General features: G+C 41.8%; 18 protein-coding genes. 12 read left to right on the top strand and 6 right to left on the bottom strand.

The window, feature by feature from the left end; genetic code table 11:
- Positions 1–30 precede the first annotated feature (30 nt).
- Both H4W00_RS00085 and dapC read right to left on the bottom strand, forming a co-directional pair.
- Complete coding sequence (locus tag H4W00_RS00085; RefSeq protein WP_209955274.1) at positions 31–1,953, bottom strand: DUF294 nucleotidyltransferase-like domain-containing protein; 1,923 nt, start codon at positions 1,951–1,953, stop codon at positions 31–33.
- Positions 1,954–2,323: 370 nt separating this feature from the next.
- Entirely contained in the window at positions 2,324–3,586 is a 1,263-nt protein-coding gene (dapC, locus tag H4W00_RS00080; protein ID WP_209955272.1) for a succinyldiaminopimelate transaminase, read from the bottom strand.
- Positions 3,587–3,794: 208 nt separating this feature from the next.
- Between dapC and H4W00_RS00075 the strand changes: the two genes are divergently transcribed.
- Positions 3,795–4,421 carry a hypothetical protein gene (locus H4W00_RS00075; RefSeq protein WP_209955269.1) on the top strand — a complete coding sequence of 209 codons (627 nt, stop codon included), beginning with the start codon at positions 3,795–3,797 and terminating at the stop codon, positions 4,419–4,421.
- Between the two features lie 109 nt (positions 4,422–4,530).
- Here the strand turns inward: H4W00_RS00075 and glnD are convergent, their stop codons facing one another.
- On the bottom strand, positions 4,531–7,263 hold the full coding sequence (glnD, locus tag H4W00_RS00070; protein WP_209955267.1) for a [protein-PII] uridylyltransferase: 2,733 nt from the start codon (positions 7,261–7,263) through the stop codon (positions 4,531–4,533).
- Positions 7,264–7,600: 337 nt separating this feature from the next.
- Positions 7,601–8,392, bottom strand: a complete 792-nt coding sequence (gene map / locus H4W00_RS00065) for a type I methionyl aminopeptidase (protein ID WP_442966415.1) — start codon at positions 8,390–8,392, stop codon at positions 7,601–7,603.
- A 312-nt stretch (positions 8,393–8,704) separates the two neighbouring features.
- Here map and H4W00_RS12520 point away from each other — a divergent pair, with 312 nt between their 5' ends.
- The 6 genes from H4W00_RS12520 (at position 8,705) to H4W00_RS00040 (ending at position 12,005) form a co-directional block, all read left to right on the top strand.
- Positions 8,705–8,857, top strand: coding sequence for a hypothetical protein (locus H4W00_RS12520; protein WP_327193697.1), 153 nt, complete (start codon positions 8,705–8,707; stop codon positions 8,855–8,857).
- Positions 8,858–9,145 (top strand): esterase/lipase family protein, encoded by a 288-nt coding sequence (locus H4W00_RS12515; protein ID WP_327193696.1) that lies wholly within the window; start codon positions 8,858–8,860, stop codon positions 9,143–9,145.
- Between the two features lie 568 nt (positions 9,146–9,713).
- Positions 9,714–10,202, top strand: coding sequence for an META domain-containing protein (locus tag H4W00_RS00055; RefSeq protein WP_209955264.1), 489 nt, complete (start codon positions 9,714–9,716; stop codon positions 10,200–10,202).
- A gap of 313 nt (positions 10,203–10,515) precedes the next feature.
- Positions 10,516–11,550 carry a Xaa-Pro aminopeptidase gene (locus tag H4W00_RS00050; protein ID WP_334684823.1) on the top strand — a complete coding sequence of 345 codons (1,035 nt, stop codon included), beginning with the start codon at positions 10,516–10,518 and terminating at the stop codon, positions 11,548–11,550.
- Between the two features lie 77 nt (positions 11,551–11,627).
- Positions 11,628–11,798 carry a DUF2256 domain-containing protein gene (locus H4W00_RS00045; protein ID WP_209955262.1) on the top strand — a complete coding sequence of 57 codons (171 nt, stop codon included), beginning with the start codon at positions 11,628–11,630 and terminating at the stop codon, positions 11,796–11,798.
- A 45-nt stretch (positions 11,799–11,843) separates the two neighbouring features.
- Positions 11,844–12,005 carry a DUF2256 domain-containing protein gene (locus tag H4W00_RS00040; RefSeq protein WP_209955260.1) on the top strand — a complete coding sequence of 54 codons (162 nt, stop codon included), beginning with the start codon at positions 11,844–11,846 and terminating at the stop codon, positions 12,003–12,005.
- 5 nt (positions 12,006–12,010) lie between these two features.
- Here H4W00_RS00040 and H4W00_RS00035 read toward each other — a convergent pair whose 3' ends face one another.
- On the bottom strand, positions 12,011–12,895 hold the full coding sequence (locus H4W00_RS00035) for a LysR family transcriptional regulator (protein WP_209955259.1): 885 nt from the start codon (positions 12,893–12,895) through the stop codon (positions 12,011–12,013).
- Positions 12,896–13,043: 148 nt separating this feature from the next.
- Between H4W00_RS00035 and H4W00_RS00030 the strand changes: the two genes are divergently transcribed.
- From H4W00_RS00030 to H4W00_RS00015, 4 genes are all read left to right on the top strand, one after another.
- Positions 13,044–14,183: an alkene reductase gene (locus H4W00_RS00030; RefSeq protein ID WP_209955257.1), complete on the top strand. Its 1,140-nt coding sequence runs from the start codon at positions 13,044–13,046 to the stop codon at positions 14,181–14,183.
- A gap of 199 nt (positions 14,184–14,382) precedes the next feature.
- Positions 14,383–15,603, top strand: a complete 1,221-nt coding sequence (locus H4W00_RS00025; protein WP_334684822.1) for a DNA cytosine methyltransferase — start codon at positions 14,383–14,385, stop codon at positions 15,601–15,603.
- Complete coding sequence (locus H4W00_RS00020) at positions 15,600–17,798, top strand: sensor histidine kinase (protein ID WP_209955254.1); 2,199 nt, start codon at positions 15,600–15,602, stop codon at positions 17,796–17,798. The genes H4W00_RS00025 and H4W00_RS00020 overlap by 4 nt, the downstream gene beginning before the upstream one ends.
- Positions 17,788–18,912: a response regulator gene (locus tag H4W00_RS00015; protein WP_209955252.1), complete on the top strand. Its 1,125-nt coding sequence runs from the start codon at positions 17,788–17,790 to the stop codon at positions 18,910–18,912. Before H4W00_RS00020 ends, H4W00_RS00015 begins: the two co-directional genes overlap by 11 nt.
- Before the next feature lie 86 nt (positions 18,913–18,998).
- On the opposite strand, the gene metH is transcribed toward H4W00_RS00015, so the two are convergent.
- Positions 18,999–22,814, bottom strand: a complete 3,816-nt coding sequence (metH, locus tag H4W00_RS00010) for a methionine synthase (RefSeq protein ID WP_209955250.1) — start codon at positions 22,812–22,814, stop codon at positions 18,999–19,001.
- 616 nt (positions 22,815–23,430) lie between these two features.
- On the opposite strand from metH, the gene H4W00_RS00005 reads away from it, so the two are divergent.
- Positions 23,431–23,975: fasciclin domain-containing protein (locus H4W00_RS00005; RefSeq protein ID WP_209955248.1), on the top strand; the 545-nt coding region annotated here is incomplete at its 3' end.

Below are 23,975 nucleotides of genomic sequence, written 5' to 3'. Positions count from 1 at the left end.
TATCTCTAACTACTATCCTATCTCTAACTACTATCCTATCTCTAACTGATAGTGCCGACGCAGCTGGTTCTTGAAGCTTTTGACCACCGCTAGACACTCTTTTAAGACGTCACGCTCAAGTGCTGACAAGGTGGTTGGATTAACTTGCCGCGCATACTTATCATCTGTGGCTAAGGCGACTGCCAAACGTTGTGCCATAAAAAACTCTAATGCCTCACCCAGGTTATCTGCGCGCTCTTGCGTCAATGCGCCGGCTTGTACCAATGCTTTTAGTCGGTCTCTGGAGCTTGGGACCTGTAAAATATCATGCTCTAACGCCAGCGTACGAATACCGTGTACCAGTGGGAACAGCCCAGACTTTTTGAGATCAATATCGTGTGAGCTGGATCTGCCAAGGAGAGGGGCAAACTTTTGCCACCATTGATTGACTTCGCCAAACTGTAAGGCGGCACGAACAAACTGCCGTACGAACATACCATCTGCTTGGCGATGTGCCACTTTTAAATGCTCGCGTACTTGGGTCAGTAATGACTCATCACCGCAAACGTAATCACCGTCTAGTATCGCAGACAAATAAATACCATGCATCGGATCGGTATTCTTAAACCATAAGCTAATTTGGGTTTTAAAAGTCTTGAGTGGTTGTCGCCACATGGGGTTGGTCATCATAATATTGCCATCACATAGTGGATAGCCAAGCTTTGCCAATTGATTGTTAAAGGCGTCAGCAAACTGCGCCAACTCAGGATGCGAATAGTCATCGCGGATAATAAGCGCATTATCTTGATCTGTGCGCATGATCTGCTCGCCGCGGCCTTCTGAGCCCATTACAATTACGCAAGTATTTTGCATAACATCATCAGGGACAATCAATTGCCATAGCTTGGTAAACACCTGCGCGTTAAGGGTCTGTACCATCCGGCTGACGATACCAATTTTGACCCCGTTTTGCTGCTGCGCTCGAATATAGCGTCCAATCAGCTCGACAGCTGTATCCAAACTGTCTAAATCTTTGGCTTGTTCAATTTCGATACTGATCAGCTGGGAATGATGGCCGAGATGAGCGAGCATGTCACTTTGACCCAACACGCCTGCTACATTGCCATTAGCATCAATCACCGGCAAGCGGTGAATACGGTAGCGGGTCATGGTCAATAGCGCATCGCCAATCTCATCATGAGCATCGATAGTGCGTAGATTAAAGTTAGCATAGCGTTGACATAAAGTGGTAGCAGGATTTTGCTGATCACTGACGGCGCGGCAAATATCAGTGTCAGTTAAAATTCCTAACGTACGATCTGAGCTGTTTACGTTTTCTAAATGACCTGATGGTCTTACTAGCACATGTTTAAGCCCTGCCTCAGTCATGATACGCGCTGCTTGATATAAGCTGCTATCTGCATCAACAATATGTACCGGTAATAAAATAACATCGGTTATGGGCCGTAACATGATTTGCTGGATTTCTTGCTGCGCAGTATAACTGGTAGCGGCAGCGCCTATTCCTTGGGCACTGCGCCGCTGTTGCAAGGCTTTTAAGCGTTCAGGAAGCTTATCTGATAACAGTTGACGCACCAGATGGTTTTGCGCACTAATCCTATCAATCGCTGCCCCATCAATTTGTAGCAGCAAGGTGTCTTCGGCAGCACGGAACTGATAGTGCTGCGTATTGTCACTCTCTTGGGCATGTGATTCAGGGGTGCGGCGACTGTCAAACCAGTCATTGCTATTAATATGATCGGAGTGATTACTGCCCAAGTAGGCAGCCACAAACTCGCCACCCAGACTTTTCTCAATCTGTCCTTTTAGTACGACAAAAAAGTACTGCAAATCGTCAGCGAGTAAGATTTCATCTTCGGCAAGATAGCGGACTTGGGTATTTTTTTTAAGACTTTGGCGCTCAGCTGGGCTTAAAACGTCAAAGGGAGGCTGGGTAAAATCAAGATGGGGCATGGCATCATCCTTGATGGCACGTTTAGTAAGAACGGCTTGGCAGGTGGCAGATATAGTCAATGAAAAGTAATATCGATACATAACCTACTGCTGGCATAAGTTTTTCTTGCTTGCTGTGCTTATGCAGACAGAGGCTACAAAAAGCTTATATCAGCAGTACCGTCGCGTTTTTAAGGTACTTTAACTATAGTAGCACCATCTTTTACTATAGCACTATCTTTTACTATAGCACTATCTTGCCACTTATCCCTGATAACATTGATATTATCAGGGATTCTTTTAAATCTTTAACATCGCAAATTTTTAGGCTTTTATTCCCTTGGCCTTTAAGCGGCTAGCAATGCCAAATTTTGGCCTTGAGGTTTTTAATTTAGGCGTTAAGCAGTTTACGGATGCGGCTAATAGCCTCGCGACTTTCCTCAACACTAGCAACTAAGGCAATACGGACATAGCCTTGTCCTGGGTTTTTGCCATTCACCTCACGCGATAAATAGCGTCCCGCTAATGCATGAATATTGGCTTGCGCATATAGCGCTTTGACGAAAATCTCATCATCGCAGTCAAACTGTTCAGGGACTTTTACCCAAAAATAAAATCCCGCTTCTGGCATCCGTAGCTGTAATAACCCACCAAGCTCGGCCATCCATAGTGCAAACTTTTCTTGATATAGCGCTCGGTTCTGTACCACATGCTTCTCATCCCGCCAGGCGACGATAGAGGCAAGCTGATGCGGTATCGGCATCGCACAGCCTTGATAGGTACGGTACTGTAAGTATGACTGCAAAATAGTGGCATCGCCAGCCACAAACCCTGAGCGTAGGCCAGGGAGGTTCGAGCGCTTTGATAAGGAGTGAAACACCACACAGTTTTTAAAACTGTTACGACCGAGAGTCGTGCAGGCTTGCAACAGGCCAATAGGCGCGGTGTCGAAATACAGCTCACTATAACATTCGTCACTAGCAATAATAAAACCATATTGGTCTGATAAACGAATGACCAACTCCCAATCATCCATCGTCATCATCGAGCCGGTGGGATTGTTCGGGCTACAGACAAACAACAGCTGCGTTCGCTCCCAAACTTCTCTTGGTACGGCCCGGTAATCACCTTTGAACGCATTATCACGCGTACAGGGCACAAAGTACGGCGTTGCTTGTGCCAGTATCGCCGCGCCTTCATAAATTTGATAAAAAGGATTGGGCATCACGATAGTAGGATTGTGCTTAGCCGAGCCAGTCTGCGGATTTTCTGTACCTACTTCTGTAATGTTCTCTTTATTGGCCTCCGTATCCTTATGATCAACTACTGCTTGCGCAAAGCTAAAAATTGCCTCACGCGTGCCCATTACTGGCAAAACTTCGGTATTGGCATCAACATGATGGAGAAAGAAGCGCTTCTCAAGCCAATGGGCAATGGTTTGACGCAGCTCAAAAATACCTTTGGTGGTTGGATAAAGACATATCTTGTCTAGATTTTCTTTTAGTTCGTCCAACACAAATGCTGGTGGCGCATGTTTTGGTTCGCCAATACCGAGCTTAATCTCAGAATAGTTAGCGGCGGGGCTGCTGCTGGCAAGCAAAGTGGCCATTTTTGCAAAGGGATAAGGGTGCAAGTGCGTTAGATTGTGGTTCATAGGCATAATAACTATAAGTTGTGATTCGTAAGTATGATATCTATAATAGACAAATAGTAATAAAATTATAAAGAAAAATTACATTAGAGCAGTTTAGCACTTCTTTAATTTTTTGTCTTATCGCTGATATCTTATAACAATCGATGTAAGGACCGCCATATAACTTGGTGGGCTAATAATGGAGCTACTGTAAGGATGCTTGACTGACATGCCCAAATTTTCCAATGATAATGCCCAGTACTCTGAGTTTTATGAGCAGCTAAAGCAGCGTGAGCAGCAATGGTGGCGAGCATGTCAGCGCTTTACTATGCTAAAAGAGCGGCAAATGTTTTGGTTTGGGGACAATAGCTTAATCATGTGGCTGCTATGGCAGTTTGTCAGTTTTGTGGTAGTGGCCATACTACTCATGTTAATGAGTAAACTACTAAATATATCAACACCCTTATGGCAATATATGGCCGTACTCGGGTTCCAGATAGTATTTTTTGTCGTTATGTTTAGCTTCAAAGATCAGCTGGCCAATCATCTCCAAAGCAATATCAATAACACTGACTTAGCGCGCGAACAAGCGCTAAACGAGATGGTGGTCTTAGCCAATGATAGTATTTTTCCTGATATTCATGCCCATACGCCGATCTCTTTACAGCATATTCATGACCGTTATGAGGCGCAATTACGTCTGGCGAGCTTGCAATGCCTATTGCAAAAAGAAGTCGATGCCGGACGGCTTTTACTAGGAAAAAATATAATAGAAGCGAGAGCTTTACCACCAGAGCTTGCCGACGATGAATTGACACCCTATGCCGGCGAGATGATCTACAAAAGCATGATCTAAGTGTTTTTAAGCAATACTCTTTAAGCCATAACCTCTATCAAGCCTGCTATCAAACTTTTCACTAAATCTTCCATTAAGCATTCCACTAAGCATTTCACTAAGCATTTCACTAAGCATAGGTACCATCGCTACGTATGCTAAGACTGGCCTTCAGAGCCGCATGTAATGTCTCAAGTTTGTGCGCAGATAGGGGTGCGTCGTTTTGATCACTGATATAAAACATATCTTCTGCGCGTTCGCCCAAGGTAGTAATACGGGCAGAGTGAACTTCAATCTTTTGTTGCAAGAACACCTGTCCTACTCGCGCTAGCAGTCCTGGCTGATCAAGCGTCTGCAAACTCATTATGTGCTGTTCTGACGCCTCATTAAACTCAAAGCTAATAATAGTCTCCACTTCAAAGTGTCTAAGCTGGCGTGGGATACGTTTTTGGGTAAGCTTAGGGGCAGTAGGGTTTTTAAAGGCATCAATCAGTTGCTGCTTAAGCTCTTGTTGACTGTTTTCATCGACTAATAGCGTGCCACTTCGATCTAGTAGCACGTAAGAGTCCAAGGCAAAATCACGGGTAGCGGTGATAATACGCGCATCTAAAACGTCCAAATTCATCTGATCAAATACGGCCATAGTTACGGCAAATAAGTTGACCTGATCTTGGGTGTAAATGAAGACCTGTACGGCATCAAGCGCCAGTTCTCGATGTTCACGCAGCACCACTAACGGTGCGCTATCAGCGTCAGAGGCACGACCAATAGGCGGATGATTCAAGATAGCCTCGGTATGCCATAAGATGTCCTCCACAATCTCCCGCAAAAAGTACTCATCGCCCAAATCATCCCATAATCTGAGCACTTCATCGCGATCCATGTGTTGATTATCAACATTGTCTAACATCACAAGCGCTTGTTTACGCGTGGCACTGATCATATCTTGCCGATTAGTCGGCGCATCAATATCAGCACGCAAAATACGCCGTGTCTGCGAATAAAGCTGCTTCATAAGGGTCGCCCGCCAGCTGTTCCAAAGTTGTGGATTGGTTGCGTTCATATCGGCGACTGTCAAAACATACAGATGATTGAGGTGAGTCACGTTACTCACTAGGTCAGCAAAAATAGTCACGACTTCAGGGTCGGAGATATCTTTTTTCTGGGCGGTCAGCGACATTAAGAGGTGATAGCGGGTTAGCCAGCCGACCAAGTTGGCGTCGGCTTTACTCATACCATGCGCAAGACAAAACTCAATCGACTCAGTTTCACCAAGCTGACTGTGATTGCCACCGCGACCCTTGGCAATATCATGGAACATCGCCGCTAATACTAAAATTTCTTTACGCTCAATACGTTGAAAAATTGCACTGACCAGCGGAAAGTCTTCATAAAAGCGTGGATCGGTAAAACGATGTAAAATTCGAATCAGAAACAGCGTATGCGCATCGACCGTATAACGATGAAATAAATCATATTGCATCAGACCAGTCACTTGCGCAAAGGCTGGGATATAGTTGCCTAGTACGCCATAGCGGTTCATAGCTCGTAGACGATGGAACAGATAGTTTTGTTCTTTTATATTGGCCAAAAATAACACTTGATGCTCAGGTTTATCACGATAAGTCTGGTCGATACCGCGAGCTGCGATTTTTAGCGCACGTAGGGTTCGGGTACGGACATTCTTAATGCCGTATTGACCCATGAGTAAAAACATCTCTAAAATTGCTTCAGGATGCTGGGCAAAAATGCGGTGATGCGCCATCGCAATTTGCTCGCCGATTTGATTGAAACGGGCATTCAGAGGACGTTTGCTCGGACGTTCATCATCAGGCAGATTCGGCTCTATAATGGTTTCATAGTAATGATTAATCAGCATCTCAGATAGCGTTGATATTTGCATCGCACAGCGATAGTAATCACGCATAAAACGCTCTACCGCGGCATTAGGCTGATCATCGGATCGAGTCTCGTAACCCATACGTTGAGCAATATCACGCTGATAATCAAACAACAGCTTATTTTCATTGCGGCCCGTTAGCTCATGCAAATAATGACGTATTTGCCATAAATAACCTTCGGCAAAGTTCAGCTCATCAAACTCTTTTTCAGTCAAAAAGTCTTGTTGCACCAAGTCATAGAGCTTACCGATCCGAAAGTAACGCTTAGTCACCCAGCCGATGATATGAATATCACGTAGGCCACCAGGGGCGGTCTTAATGTTAGGCTCAAGATTATATTCTGTGGCATTGTGTTGCAGGTAACGCCCTTTAGCCTCTGCGATTTTGATGTCATAAAAATCACGCTGTGACCACTGCTTATTAACGATTTCGTCAGGAACGCTTTGTAAGCCCTCATTACCAATCAACAGCCTGGCCTCTAGCAAGCTACTAGCCGTTGTGTGATCGAGCGCGGCATCCAAGCAGTCCTCGACACTACGCACCGATAATGCCGGCTCAAGGCCAATATCCCATAACATAGCCACCAAGCGGTCAATCTTCGTGCTGACATCGCTATCGACTTCGTTAGGGGAGAGTAGCAGGATATCTATATCTGAATATAACGATAGCTCACCGCGACCATAGCCACCAGTAGCAAATAGTGCCAAATCGGTTTTATCAAGCTTAAACCACGAGAATAACGCGATTAGCAAGCCATCAATGGCACAGGCACGTGCGGCTACCAATTGACGAATACTAACGCCGCACTCAAGCTCTCGGCTGATATCCTCATTGATTTGCGTTAGCCATTCAGGAATACCCAGTAGCAAATTGTCTCTAGGAGTGTCTGCTACTGGTACATGAGCTAATAATAGTGGCGGTAGCGGAGCAAGATAAATGGAGGCGACATCGCAAGTGAACATGAGCGTTATCCAATTAATAATTTAAAATAAGAACAATAATAAGTGTAATACAACAATAATAAGTGTAATAAAATCATAATAAGCGTAATAAAAAGTATAAAGGCAGAAAATAAGCAAGCGTAATGCTTACCTTACATAATAGGCCTATAGCAAAACCAGTAGAATACTTTTATAGTAGTTTATTACAGAATTCATTCTGTTATGGCTACCAAAGCACCTCGATAGTATTTTTGATAACTATCAGTCAGGCTCTTTAAGGAATATTATTTAGGAAATATTACCAATATTTCAATAAAATGGGCCAAAAAAAAGACCGCCTAAGCGATCTTCTATTATATTACTGAGTCAAAAAGCTTAAATCTTCTTCGGGGCGGGTAGTAAATACCTCACAGCCATTATCTGTTACGACCATGGTATGTTCCCACTGCGCTGACAGCTTACGGTCTTTAGTAATTGCCGTCCATTCGTCCGGTAGAATTTTGGTTTGCCATTTGCCTTCATTTATCATTGGCTCAATAGTAAAGGTCATACCGGTCTTCAACTCAAAGCCTGTACCTTTTTTACCGTAATGCATGACTTGGGGCTCGTGATGGAACTCATTGCTGATACCGTGACCACAGAACTCGCGTACGATACTGAAGCGTTCAGGCTCGACCACTTCTTGAATAGCGGCGCCGATGTCACCCAAGCGTGCACCATCCTTCACCACTTTCATACCCGCGTACAAGGCATCTTGTGCCACTTTACAAATGCGCTTGGCCATGATGGAGCCATTACCGACAATCCACATTTTTGAGGTGTCGCCATAGTAACCATCTTTAATGACCGTCACATCGATGTTGATAATGTCGCCGTCTTTAAGCAGTTTGTTTTCGGTAGGAATACCGTGACACACCACATGGTTGACCGAAGTACAAATCGATTTAGGGAAGCCATTATAATTAAGCGGTGCTGGGATAGCTTGCTGCACATTAACGATATAATCATGGGCAATTTGATTCAACGCTTCAGTACTGATGCCCACTTTGACATGCTCGTCTAACATGACCAGTAGCTCGCTGGCAAGCTTGCCGGCGACACGCATTTTTTCTATCGCTTCGGGGGATTGGATTAGAGATTTTTTAGTCATCATTATCGTGCTTATAGTTATGGAATTTATGTGGTTGAATTATATCATAAATGCATAGATGACGGTTTTGACCTGATATACGGTCGCCAGCTACTATAAATACACCATTGGTTGCCTATAATGATTACCATAATGACTATATAGTCGTCCGAATAGTCGTCTGATTTTGCAGTAAGTTAACAGAACCTTGTTGAATATTACCAAGGATATTCGTAATGTATTCTAAGTTTCTCCATAATTCTAAGTTTACCCATAAATAGAGGCGTTTCTTTTGCATTTTTACCCACTGTTGGGGCTATTGGTGCCGGTATATTGCTGTTAACCCTGCAAACTATCTTTGCTCAAGCCGCACAATATTACAACTGTGCCAATGCCAACGGTTGCAAACTGGTCAGTAGCAAAAACCCCAGTTCAAATCATACTAAAACCTCTGCTATCAATAACAGTGAGATTCGTGGCGAGTAATTGCTGCAACAGGTTAGAACCATTGCTGCCATCTTAGGAAGTCCAAAAGTAAACTTATTTGGCCACAGTCAGGGCGGTATTGATATTCGCTATGTCGTTGGGGTGGCACCAGAATACGTCGCTTCTGCCACCGCAGTCTCAAGTCCAGAGCAAGGCTCAAAAACGGCAGATGCAGCTTTATTAGTATTTTCAAAAGGCAGTATAACCACTCGGGTTACGTTAGGTTTCTTTGAGCTCATTGGTGGTTTTACGGACGTCGGCTCAGAAATCAGTATTGCAAAAATATAGGAATAAGATGGTTGGCAATCGCTCGTAGCCTTGTCTACTGATGGTGCGTCCCAATTCAATGCCAAGTTTCCAGCAGCACTGCCTACAGAGTATTGTGGTCAACCCAATCCTAAAACCTTATACCGGGATCAGGTCAGTCATCTCAAAAAAGCAAATCTATAAAATAACTGTCTCGTAACATAAAATGATCGAGAGGTATTAATTAGAGAGGTATTACATAATAGTCTTCTACACTCCCTAATAATCAGTTAGCAGGTACCAGTAAAACTAGCAAGGGTTAGTAGCAAAACAACCCTACTTGAGAACAAACTCTGTCTGAAGCATATACATAAACTGTCATGACAGTCACATATTGTCACGGCATACTGGCCCCATTATTTAAGCCAGTAAAGTTTAATTAGTTAAGCTAAATAATAGTAAGTAATAATAGTAAGTTTTATTAAATAGTAGATATTAGGAAAATAAAAATACAGTCGATTCAATTTAAAAAAGTACCAGTACCATTTTTGATTTAACTATCGATTTAACTATCGATTTAACTATCGATTTAACTATTCCAGGAGTTTATATGAAAAACATGACTAAAATAATGATGGCAGCAACTCTGGCTGTAGGTACGCTAGCAGCCGGTTGCCAAACAACCCCAAGCGTTACTACCCCAGTTGCTCAGACGCTTACTAATGATGCGTTACAAGCTTATAACTGGCAGCTCGTTGAAGCCAAGCGTACTAATGGCGCTAAGGTTACCCAGCTATTCTTCGATCCAGCCAAGCCATTAATCCTAAACTTCATGAAGGTTAACGGCAATGATCGCGTTACTTTTATGAATACTTGTAATAACATAGGTGCTGAATACTCGATTGTTAACGGCAATGTTAAATTAAACAATGTACTTAGCACCATGATGGCCTGTCCTGAACCACAAGCCAGCTTTGATACCGCTACAATGGCAACCGTACAAGGTAAATATAGTATAAGTAAAAATGCGAATAATGTGCCTATGTTGATGATTGAAAATGCCAGTCAAGTTGCACAGTTCAAAGCAGTTTCTAAATAAGTGGTTATTAATAATTGCTTAGTCATAACTTTTTAGCTTAAATAACTTTATAACTATAAAAAAGCTAAATGGTTTATATATAAAAAATGCCTCACTATAATCTAGTGGGGCGTTTTTTATGGCACAGAAGAATTAATAGGCAGTATCAATAAGCAGTATCAATAAATAGTCAATTAACCAATAAAAATTAAGTAAATTTTAGCGTATCGTTAGTGCAAAGCTGATGGATAATTGAGTTAAAATATGAGTAGTGTTGTTTATCATATATTATTCATATGTCTGCTTGTGGTCAAAATCAACTGAGTTTTACCTTATGACTAGTCCTACCATTCACCAGTGTCCTATCAATCAAGGCTCCATCCATCAGCGTTCAGTCAAGTACGGCTCGATCGATAGAGTGGTTGCTGTCACTACTATTGCTGCGGCCTTGAGTATTTTGAGTGCTTGCACCACCTTGCCAACCGCCATTAAGCCCCATAATGCTAGTAGTATGGCTAATAATCCGTTAACGGCGGCGATGCCCATCATAGACCGTCAAGGTCGTATTGCTTATGTAGAAGAACAGGGCGCAGGTTCTGCTAAAATATCTACGCTTTATAGCATTCGTCCTGACGGCAGCGAGCGACAATTAATCGAGCAACTCAAGGGTTATATATATGCGCCAGCCTGGTCAACTAATGGACAGCTATTGGCCTATAGTAAGCAAGTGCCACGACAGTCGCCCAAAATTTATATTTATGATCGCAATAGCAACGCTTATAATCTAGTGGTAAACGTTAATGGTAGCAATTTATCTGCGTCATTTTCACCAGATGGACAAAAGCTGCTGTATAGTTCGACGGCTGGTGGCAATGCCGACATATATGAGATGCTTTTGAGCACTGGCGCCACCACGCAATTGACCACTTTACCAAGCACCGAAGTACAGCCGAGCTACGCTGCCGATGGGCAAAGCTTCGTATATACCAGTGATAAAGTCCGCGCTGGCCGTCCACGTATCTATCGTTATAACTTCGCGACGGGTAATGCTACTCAGATATCTACCAGTAGCTATGCAGCCAGTCCCCAGCTCAGTCTTGATGGCACACGTATGGGTTATCTGAACGGTCGTCAAGCAGCGGTGATGACCCTAACAACCGGACAAGTCGTCACTCTAGCAGAAACGGGTCTGGATGAACCAGCACGCCTATCACCAAGTGGTGGTTATGCCGTCTATCCAACCAAAAATGTGCAAGGCAGTGCCCAAAATGGTGGTAGTTTAGTTATACAGTCATTATCTGGCGGTACAAGTTATACTATCAGCAGTAAGGCAGGCGGAGTGGTTCGATCCCCAGTGTGGGGTCGTTAACTTTTAAGTTTTAAAATTAGTGTTAAGTCACTAATGTCCTAAATAATTTAGGTATTAAACAATTTAATGAGAAATATATGGCACAAAAAAAGAAAAATGTACGGAAAAAAGAATGTCCGGTTTGCCTCCGAGAGTTTAGCTGGAGTAAAAAGTTGGATAAAAACTGGGAGAGTATGGTCTATTGCTCAGATCAGTGTCGACGCGTGAAAAAATACGAAGGGCTAGATCATCAAAAAGAAGATAAATAGGCGTTAATAGTGAAGTAGAAATATACGGGAACAAGGAAGCAGACGATGGCACATAAAAAAGTAAACCTACCGCAAAAAATCTGCCCCGTCTGCCAGCGGCCCTTTAGCTGGCGCAAGAAGTGGGAAAAGGATTGGGAGCAGGTTATTTATTGCTCTGAGAAGTGTCGGCGGAGCAAGGCTCACGACGATAGAACAAGTAAGCACTAATATTTCTATAACTCTTGTAGTTGCTTAATTAACCAACTGTGAACGGGACTGTCGCTGGTACGTGGATGCCATGCCGCTATGACCTTGAATGTCGGTGGCAAGTCCTCCACTTCTAATTTTTTAACCTTACTACTGGGTAATAGTCGCGCAGGATAGAAGGCAATCATATCGGTGGTATGTAGGATATCGGGCACCGCCGAAAAGCTAGGAACCGACATAACAATATTTCGCTTAAGCCCTCTTGCTGCAAACCACTGATCGTGAGAGCCGCGCAGATTCGCACGCGAAGGGGATACCACCAGCTGTGGATGAGCGGCAATTTGCGCTAATGTTAACGGCTCTTTTATAAATTCGTTGCCACAGCCGGTAATGCATAAATGCTGCTCTTCAAGCAAAGTCACATACGCTAAGTTATCAGGAATGAATTCTGGAAAGGTAATTAGCAGGTCAAGCTCACCTGCTGTAATAAGCTGATTAATATTGTCGGAGGCAAAGTCGCGTACTATTAATTTTAGACCGGGTGCTTTTCGGCGTGTAATATTAAACAGCTGTGGTAACAGTGCCTGTGTTGCGTAGTCGGTCGCACTAATCGTAAACACACCTTTATAGGTCTGCGGCGAAAACACATCAGGCTCTAACAGTGTTTCTAACTGCTTTAATATAAGGCTAATGGGCTGCTGCATCGATAGCGCTTTTGGCGTTGGCACCATGCTATTGCCTTGGCGAATAAATAAGCGATCATCAAATAAATCGCGCAACTTACGCAGCTGCTCACTAATGGCTTGTTGCGTTAGCCCCATTTTGCGTGCGACTTGCGAGAGGTTTTTTAGATCCAGCAGCGCGTGTAGCACTCTAAGCTGCTTGATATCGAGCCGATTAATACCATTCATAGTTGTATCTTAAACAAAAAACGGTTGTTTCTAATTGTACCTGTAAAACTCTATGCTTACCAATATTGCTTAAGTAACCAATCAAACCTCAAAACAGGTGACGTGGTTCAAATGATAAGCCCATTAGTTTGCTTTAAAAGAGAGTTTTATGACACAGCCTAATCTAGATACCAGCACTTTATTTTCATCTGTAAAACTTGGACCGTATACGCTCAAAAATCGTATTGTGATGCCAGCGTTGACACGCTCTCGTAGCACCCAACCTGACAATATTCCTAACGACTTGATGGCGAGCTACTATGCACAGCGCGCCTCAGCAGGATTTATGGTAACTGAGGGCACACAGATTGAGCCAAGAGGCCAAGGCTACGCATGGACACCAGGTATACACTCACAAGCCCAAATTGAAGGCTGGAAAAAAACAACGCAAGCCGTACATGCAGCGGGCGGTATTATTTTTGCTCAGCTTTGGCACGTAGGCCGCGTGTCTCACACCAGCTTACAACCAAACGCAGCCCAACCTATCGGTCCTTCTGTTATAGCTGCTGATAATGTAAAAGTATTCATCGAAACAGGCCCAGGCGAAGGGGCTTTAGATGATCCAAGCGTACCACGTGCCCTTAGCACAGACGAGGTTGGCGATCTGGTAAATATGTACGCTCAAGCAGCACGTAATGCATTAGAAGCTGGCTTTGATGGTGTAGAACTTCATTGTGCTAATGGTTACTTAGTGAATCAGTTTATCTCTGAGCACAGTAATATACGTGATGACCAATATGGGGGTTCGCTGACCAATCGTCTGCGCTTCTTAAAAGAGATCGTCGCAGCTGTCAGTGACGTCGTTGGTGCTGATCGTCTGGGTGTGCGGTTTGCGCCTTTATTTGCTAGTACCAACGAGACCCGCGTGTATTTAGGTTTAGTAGAATCAGACCCTCACCACACTTATGTTGAAGCGGTCAAAGTGCTCGAACAAGCGGGCATTGCTTACTTATCTATTGCTGAAGCCGATTGGGATAATGCTCCTGATTTACCGGAGTCATTTTATCAAGCGGTCAGAGCAGAGTTTTCAGGACGTATTATCTATGCAGGTAAATATACTGTAGAGAAGTCAGTCAATATGTTATCCAAAGATTATGGTGATTTATTTGCCTTTGGTCGTCCTTTTCTTGCTAATCCCGACTTACCTGAGCGCATAGCCAACAACTGGCCACTCAATGAGGCCGACCCTGCCACTATGTATGGCGGCACTGACATTGGTTATAGTGATTATCCCTACTATCAGAAATAGCTAAAAAATAAAAACAGTTAAAAAATAAGGCCATTCGTGGCCTTATTTTTTTGTTTGTAGGGTTAGCTTTTCTAAGAGTATATGGTTTATTGCTTGGAGCGGTCACAGAAGAATGAATGCTGATAATATTGAATCATAATGAGCCTTATTCTGATAACATGATATCATTCAAGGTTATATGTTTTTAGGTGAGCGTTTGATGGAAAAAATGACTTTTATTGACCTATTCGCAGGTGCTGGCGGGTTGTCGGAAGGTTTTGTGAAAGTAGGGTTTGAGCCAATCGCCCATGTTGAAATGGATGCTCATGCTTGTAAAACGCTTGAAACTAGAAATTACTATTATGCTTTGAAAAAAGCTAATAAATTGCAGGTATATTACGATTATCTATTGGGCAATATTTCGCATGAAGACTTATCAGAAAATGTACTGAATAAGCTTAATAATGTCATTAACGCGTCAATCGGTGATAATAATACAAATATATTCAACCGTATTGATGAGTTATGTCAAGGTAGGGAGGTTGATCTAATTATTGGTGGACCTCCTTGTCAAGCGTATTCTGTCGTTGGTCGGCATCGTATCAATAAATTAGAACAGGATGATCCAAGAAACTTACTGTATAGACAGTACGCTCGTTTCCTTAAGAGATATAATCCAAAAGTGTTTGTCTTCGAGAATGTTCTAGGAATACTAAGTGCAGAAGAAGGCAGGTATTTTAATAATATTAAAGTATATTTTAGAACATTAGGTTACGAGCTAGATTCAAGAGTATTAAATACATCTGATTATGGTGTACTTCAAAACCGTAAGCGTGTAATTATTATTGGTTGGAAAAAAGGTAGTGGCTTTTCTTATCCTGAACTTGTAGCAGAGTCCAATCCATATACCGTAGCCGATATTTTAGAAGATTTAGCACATCTCAATCCAGGTGATTTAAACCCTGTCACTAAGTATGCAAAAGATACTAATGAGTATCTTAAAAAATACGCTATTCGTAGTGATGTAGACTTCGTTACTCAGCATGTCGCAAGATCGCACAATGATAGAGATCTAGAGATATATAGAATAGCTATTGATAAATGGCTGAGTAATAAAGAAAGGCTTAAATATGCTGATTTACCAGAACGATTGAAAACACACAAAAATCAGACTTCATTTACTGATCGCTTCAAAGTCGTAGATATTGATAATTACAGTCATACTGTACTTGCTCATATTGCCAAAGATGGACATTATTATATCTACCCTAGTAGAGAGCAAGTACGGTCGTTGTCAGTGAGGGAAGCTGCTCGCATTCAGTCATTCCCTGATAGTTATTATTTTGAAGGTGGAAGAAGTGCTGCTTTTAAACAAATTGGTAATGCTGTACCGCCATTAATGGCTTTAAGAATAGCTGAAGAAATAAAGGGAAGTTTATGACTGAATTAACATACAACATAAGACCTTCAGCAAGATTAATCAAAACTATTGGAGAAGACTTAATTGGTGACTCTAACGCAGCATTGATGGAGTTGATCAAAAATTCATATGATGCTGACGCTTCATTTGTCAAAATCATTTTTAAGTATAGAATTGAAAACGATGAAGAAGTATTATCGATAAAAGTCATAGACAATGGCCATGGTATGGATTCTAATACCGTTATCAACAAATGGCTTGTTCCAGCTACAGATGATAAATTAATTAGAAAAACTAGCAGGAAATTCGAAAGAGCCCTCCAAGGACGTAAAGGTATTGGAAGGTTTGCATCAGCTATATTAGGTCAAGAATTAACGCTTATTTCACGTGTAGAAAAAGAGCAGACAACAATAATATTAGATTGGAACGAATTTAGCTCAGATAAGTTTTTATCAGACATAGAGTTGTTAGTAGAAGTTGAAGCTGGGCGTTATGAAACGGGTACAACTATTGAGATAATAGCTAAAAACCAGAGTTTAGATGAAGACGATAAAAAATCTTATTGGAATGCAGATAGTCTTGAAAAACTAATTAATGAATTGAGAAAGTTAGTAACGCCTTTCGATGAGTTTGAAGAAGATGACTTTAAGATTAGTTTAGAAGTCATTAATGCTCCATATGATTTCAAGAGTGGAGAGATTGACGTTGAAAGATATCCGATAATTGACTTCTATGATTATAGAATACATGGAACCGTAGATAGTGATGGTAAGGCTAGTTTAACCTATGAAAATGCTGTAGATATAAATGCTAGGCAAATACATTCATTCACGAAGAATATTGCTCCTACTGAAGATGAAAGACATTGCGGTAAAATTGAATTGGATTTAAGAGTTTTTGATAGAGAGGCTGATGCATTTAGTAATCTAATAGACAAAGGTTTGATTGACCCAATATCTCAAGAGAAAATTGGTAAACAGCAAGCTCGTAGAGAGCTAAACAGTGTATATGGAGTAAATATATATAAAAATAAGTTTCGCATTAGTCCGTACGGTAATCAAGGTGTAGATTGGTTGAAACTTGATAATAGAAGAATTCAAAATCCGTCAATGAGAATTGGTAACAATCAAATAGTTGGATTTGTAACGATTCAACCAGAAGAGTTGTCAGGGTTAAATGAAAAAAGTGCTCGTGACGGTCTTAAAGAAAATGCAAGTTTCAAAGGTTTAAAACATATTTTAGAAGATGTTATAAGAGAATTAGAACTGAAACGTTTTTCTTTCAGAAAAAAATCTAGAAAAGGTCGAAGCAGAGAGGATACTATCGATTTTCAAATCAATGATTTGTTTGATTTTGGAGATTTGAAAGATGTAATCAGGAAAAACTTTGATGAACAAGTTGATGAGCAAACATATCAAAAAATAATAGGTCTAATAACAAAAAAGGAAGAGTCGAAATCTAAGCTATTAGAGGATATTAAGAGACAGATAGCTGTATACCAAGGTCAGGCAACTCTAGGTAAGATAGTGAATGTTGTTATACACGAAGGTAGAAAACCTCTACAGTATTTTCAGTTAGAATCAAAAAATTTAATTGACAGTTTTGAAATGTACGAAAAAGGAAACGATGAAGATATTTTAAACGATATTAAAGATATAATTTTTGGTTTCAAAAAAAATGCTCAAGATTTATCTAGCCTTTATAAACGAATAACACCATTAGCTAGCCAAAGAAGATCTAAAAAGAAAAGCTTTTTGATAAATAAAGCAATTCAGAATAGCTTTAAGATATTTGATGTACAGTTGAAAACCTCAAAAATAGAATTTCAAATAGATATCGATCATAATATACTAGCTTATGGTTGGGAGCAGGATTTAGAGGTTGCTTTCACTAACCTAATAGAGAATAGTATTTTTTGGCTCTCTAAAAAAGATACTGATGATAAATTAATTCAAGTCAAAGCTAATATGTCGTTATCAAATGAGTGTTCGATATTTTATAAAGATAACGGTCCTGGAATTAAAGAAGATTATATAGTATCTGGAGACGTTTTTGATCCTGGATTTACTACAAAAGATACTGACGATGCCACTGGTCTAGGACTTGCTATAGCAGGAGAGGCTGTTGAGAGACTTGAAGGCAAGCTTTATGCTTTAGAAAGCGACGAAGGCGCATGTTTTGAAATAAAAATTAAGGTACCAAACGATGTCAAATAAATTAAGAATCCTAATAGTTGAGGATAATCCAGATGTAGTAGAGAGTTATATAAGAACTATAAGAATATTTAATAAAAAACAGGACAAGTATGAGTTTTTCTCAGATGTAGCTAAAAATAAAGCTGAAGCAATTGATATGTTAAGTATCACTGAAAATAGCTTTGATGGTGCAATTATAGATCTTGATCTTGAAAACCAAGGGGGAGAAGACTCTTCTGGTCTAGATGTCATTAAACTCATTAAAAGAACTGAACGGTTTCCAGTATTTATTATTTCTGGAACAACTCATCAGTTAATAGATGATGATGACATAGAAAATGATTTATATAGAATATTTGTAAAAGGTGAGACATTTGATTTCATAGAAGAGTTTGTTAATATTCATTCTACTGGAATTACTGACATTCTAAATCGCACGGGTAAGATTGAAGAATATATTAATACCATATACTGGGAGCATCTCTCGACATCGCTGTCACCTTGGATTGAAGATAATATCAGAAGTGAGGAGGATAAAAAACAATCGCTAATTAGGTATTTTATTTTTCATCTTCAGGAGTATTTAGATATATCTAAGGAAGATCAAGAGTTTTCTGATTACTTTCCCGCAGAGTTTTTCATTACTGGGCCTATAAAACAGAGTATTTTTACTGGCGATATTTTCTACTATGAAAAGAAGCGATATGTTGTGATAACACCAGCTTGTGATTTTGGTAAAGATAGTATTACAAATGTACTATGTTTGCAAATAAGTGATTTATCAGATATATCTGAAGAATTAAATATTGTGAATACAAGTCCTAAAAGCAAAAAAGTTAAAGCCCTAACAAAGTATTTAACAAACTCTCATTCTAATAGATTACATTTCATTCCTTCTTTTATCTACAAAAATGAAGAATTTTCAGCTGGTATTATAGATTTTCAGCATCAGGTAAACTTTCTTAAGTCAGCCTTCAATTCAGATGTCGAAGCATTCAGAAGGGTAGCTACAATTTCTCAGCCTTTTCTGAAAGATTTGATTGGAAGGTATGCAAGTTATTATTCAAGGCAAGGTGCTCCTAATATTTCTGAATCCCAACTTCAAAATTCTTATCTTAAATGGGCTTCTGAATAAATTTGTCACTTAATTGATATGCAATTTAAGATATTAAAGATGTCTAAACCTTTAAGTTTCGACATCTTTAATCCAACTATCTACCCCTACATATTCGGGTTCAACCACTTCTCAGCGGTTTTCATGTCCCAGCCTTTACGGTCAGCGTAACTCTCTACCTGATCCATACTGATCTTACCTACGTTGAAGTAGACACTTTTAGGATGCGAGTAATAAAACCCACTGACCGAGGAAGCAGGCCACATCGCGTAGCTTTCGGTCAAGGTCGTACCGATCGCATCGACCGTGCCGAGCCAGTCGAATAGTTTGCCTTTTTCGGTATGTTCAGGGCAAGCAGGATAACCAGGCGCAGGTCGAATACCGACGTATTTTTCTTTGATTAGCTCCGCATTACTCAAGCCTTCCTCAGGCAAATAACCCCAATAGTCTTTACGAATCAGCTTATGTAAATGCTCAGCGAAGGCTTCTGCTAAGCGGTCAGACAAGGCTTGTACCATGATGGCGTTGTAATCATCGCCGTTGGTTTTATACGCTTCAGCGACTGTTTCGGTACCTGCTATCGAAACGGTGAAGCCGCCAATATAATCAGTACGATCAGTTGATGGTGAGATAAAATCTGCTAGGCTATAGTTGGGTGTGCCACTGGCTTTGTCACTTTGTTGACGTAGATGCTCAAATTGATAGGTTGCTGTGTCGCTGTGCATGTCGTGCATGTCGTGCATGTCATCGTGGTCATAGACGCTAACCGTATCCGCACCAGTACGACGTGCTGGCGCAATTTTAAACACGGCTTTGGCAACGACTAATTTTTCGTCAATCATTTTTCTGAGCATGTCTTCGGCATTGTCAAACAAGTCGCGTGCGGCTTCACCAACTACCTCATCTTGTAATATCTGAGGATATTTACCGGCCAGTCCCCAAGAGATAAAGAACGGAGTCCAGTCAATATAGGGGACTAGATTATCTATTGGATAATCATCAAATATCACTTGCCCTAAATGATTAGGAGTAGGGGGCACATAGTTGTCCCAGTCGTGCTGAAAGCCAATTTCGATTGATTCGGCATAAGACAGTTTCGCGGCTTTCGGTTGGCGTTTTGCTAAGCGTTCGCGTACTTTAATGTACTCTGCACGAGTGTCATCAATTAATGCTTGGCGGTTTTCTTTTGATAGTAGCTTGGTGACTACGCCGACTGCGCGTGACGCATCAGACACATAGATGACCCCGTCGTTCTGATATTGCGGTTCAACTTTGACTGCGGTATGCGCTTTGGAAGTGGTTGCGCCACCAATCATCAGTGGTAAGGTCATGCCGCGTTCTTGCATTTGCTTGGCAACATAGACCATTTCGTCAAGGCTAGGTGTAATCAAGCCTGACAATCCAATGATATCGACTTTTTCAGCGATGGCAGTATCGAGGATTTTATCACAGGGTACCATTACGCCAAGATCGACAATATCATAGCCATTACAGCCGAGCACCACACCGACGATGTTTTTACCGATATCATGGACGTCGCCTTTGACGGTCGCCATCAGGATTTTACCCTTGGTTTCTCCTTCGACTTTTTCGGCTTCAATGTACGGATTAAGCCAGGCGACTGACTGCTTCATCACCCGAGCGGATTTGACCACTTGCGGTAAGAACATTTTACCGGCACCAAATAAATCGCCAACAATGTTCATACCGTCCATGAGCGGCCCTTCGATGACCTCAAGCGGACGCGGATATTTCTCCCAGGCTTCTTTGGTATCCGCTTCAATAAAGGTGGTGACACCTTTGACTAAAGCATGGGCAATACGTTCTTCAACCGTACCCTCACGCCAAGTCATATCAACGGTGCTGTCTTTTTTCTTACCACCAAAGCTGTAGTTTTCGGCAGCAGTCATCAATCTTTCGGTGGCGTCCTGTCCTGTTTCGCCTTGATTGCGGTTGAACATGACATCTTCGATGGCGTCGCGGGCCTCCTTAGGAATGTCATCATACAGCTCCAGCATGGCGGGGTTAACGATACCCATCGTTAGGCCATTTTGTATCGTGTGATAGAGGAATACTGAGTTGATGGCTTCACGGATAGGGTTGCCACGGAAGCTGAACGACACGTTTGATACGCCGCCTGACACCATGGCATTGGGCAGGTTATCGGTAATCCAGCGTGTGGCATTAATAAAGTCAGCACCATAATTGTTATGGTCGGTAATACCGGTGGCAACCGCAAAAACGTTAGGATCAAAGATAATATCCTCAGAAGGAAAGCCTACTTCATTGACCAATACGTCATAGCTACGCTTACAAATCTGAGTTTTACGCTCGTAAGTGTCGGCTTGTCCGTCTTCATCAAAGGCCATGACGATGACCGCCGCCCCGTAGCGCATACATAACTTGGCGCGCTCAACAAACTCAGCATGTCCTTCTTTTAAGGAGATGGAGTTGACGATGGATTTGCCTTGGGTACGCTTCAAGCCTTCTTCGATAATGTCCCATTTAGACGAATCCAGCATCAAGGGCACCCGGCTGATATCGGGTTCACCAGAGACTAGGTTAACGAAGTGAATCATCGCTTGCTTAGAATCTAGCATGCCTTCGTCCATATTAATATCGACGATTTGCGCCCCACCATCGACCTGATCACGAGCCACATCGAGGGCTTCATTATAGGCTTCGGTTTTAATCAAACGTAAGAACTTCTTAGAGCCGGTCACGTTAGTACGCTCACCAACGTTGACGAACAGGCTATCAGAAGTAATGTTAAAGGGTTCAAGTCCAGATAAACGGCAGGCCGGTGGAATTTCAGGAATGACGCGTGGCGCAAACTCAGCGACCATGTTAGCAATTTGGCGGATATGCTCAGGCGTGGTGCCACAACAGCCACCGACAATATTTAAAATACCGGCCTTTGCAAAGCCTTTGAGCAGCGCTGTGGTTTCTTCTGGGGTTTCGTCGTATTCGCCAAACTCATTGGGCAAGCCCGCGTTTGGATGTGCGGACACATACATATTGGCAATATTTGATAGCGTCTGAATATGAGGTCTTAGTGCGTCGGCACCTAATGCACAGTTAAAGCCAACGGAAAGTGGCTTGGCATGGCGAACAGAGTTATAAAAGGCTTCAGCTGTTTGCCCTGATAGTGTACGACCGGACGCATCAGTAATGGTACCTGATATCATAATTGGTAACTCAAAGCCGATATCATCGAACACACCGGTTACTGCAAAAATAGCTGCCTTCGCGTTTAGGGTATCAAAGACTGTTTCGATCAAGATGATATCAACCCCGCCTTCCATTAACGCTAATGTCGCCTCGCGATAATTAAGTACCAAGCGATCAAAGGTAATATTACGGAACGCGGGATCGTTGACATCAGGTGACAGCGAACAGGTACGCGATGTGGGCCCTAACACTCCAGCGACAAACCTCGGCTTCTCTGGGGTCTTAGCATTAAATTCGTCAGCAGCTTCGCGAGCAATTCTCGCCGCGGCCTTATTTAGTTCAGGGACCAGATATTCCATATCATAGTCGGCCATCGATAGACGTGTACCGTTAAAGCTGTTGGTCTCAATAATGTCAGCACCTGCCTCAAGGTGGGCAAGATGAATCTCTTTTACCATGTGCGGCTGTGACAGCACCAATAAGTCGTTATTTCCTCGTACATCTTGGCTAATATTGGTAAAACGCTCGCCGCGATAATCGGCTTCCTCAAGCTTATAGTTCTGAATATGAGTACCCATCGCGCCATCTAACATCAAGATTCTTGATGCCATTTGTTCAGTAATACGCGCTCTTACTGTTAGCTGTTGCGCTTTATATGGAAATACCGCTGGTGGGATCAGGATAAAATCGTCGCCCGGCAGCGTGGCGGTAGTAGGGGTGTTATCAGCTTGAGAAGAGGTTGTCGAGGTCATAGGAACACTACTTATATTGTCAATTTTATGAAATAGGAGTGAAAGCGGAAAGGTTAAAAATTAAAGAAAGAAAAGGGCCAAATCGTTGGTATTTTAGCATGAAAAAGGCGGTGCTCGCGCTCACGTGATTATTCATCTTGAGCAATTAAGAGGCACGATAAATAACAATTATAAATATGAGTGGTCAACTTGCCAGCAAACGGCAATTAATGCACTAGCTCTAGCTAACACTCTCAAAAAATTCAAAGACATTACCATGCTAATATCAGGGCCAACATCAAGGATACTATGGGTTAACAACTATCAAATACTTAATACTCGTACAATAATTTTCAATAACAAAATAAAACTCATAGTTTTGTTTCAAAAGTAGACAAAACTTACACAGGTATTACAAAAAGTAGCATAAACGCAGGTAGTTAAGGTTACTTTATATGTTAATTTAAGTTGATAAGGGACTGCATTTAGTAAGTGCTACTAATTAATTATTAATGGCAAACTATTAGCCAATAATTATGAATATCGATTATAAATGACTGACCTTGGAACAGAACATGCTAAACGGTAAGAACTTAACAAGATAAGTAGCACATACTCAATTATTAAGGATAACACTATGACATTCACTAAAATTGCTGCTATAGGTACATTAGCTGTATCAGCACTTGCTCTTAGCGCTTGTAATAATATGATGCCACAGAAAGATAGTGGTATGAGCGCTCAGGCTATGGCAAATGCTTCCGTGAACACTGAAGGCATGGCAAGAATGAACATCGTACAAGTTGCTCAAAGCAACCCTGATTTCTCAGTGTTGGTTGAGGCGGTACAAGCTGCTGGTCTAGGCGGAATGTTATCTGATCCTAAAGGTAACTACACGGTCTTTGCACCAACCAATGACGCCTTTGTGCAGCTATTACAAGAAAGTAACATGACTAAGGCGCAATTGTTTGCTAATAAACCACTACTCACTAAAGTTTTAGGTTATCATGTGATTGATGGTAAATCGCCAATCTACGCCAAAAGCGTAATGGCGGGCAATCTCATGACGGCTAGCAAGGACACGCTAACAGTTACTGCTGATGGCAAACTGATGGACGAGACAGGCCGTACTGCGGTTCTTCTTAAAACAGATATTGCTGCCAACAATGGTGTAGTGCATGT

It is taken from the genome of Psychrobacter sp. PL19, assembly GCF_017875835.1.
Lineage (GTDB): Bacteria > Pseudomonadota > Gammaproteobacteria > Pseudomonadales > Moraxellaceae > Psychrobacter.
The sequence above is the reverse complement of the archived record's forward strand: the minus strand, read 5'-3'. Positions and strand labels throughout refer to the sequence as shown.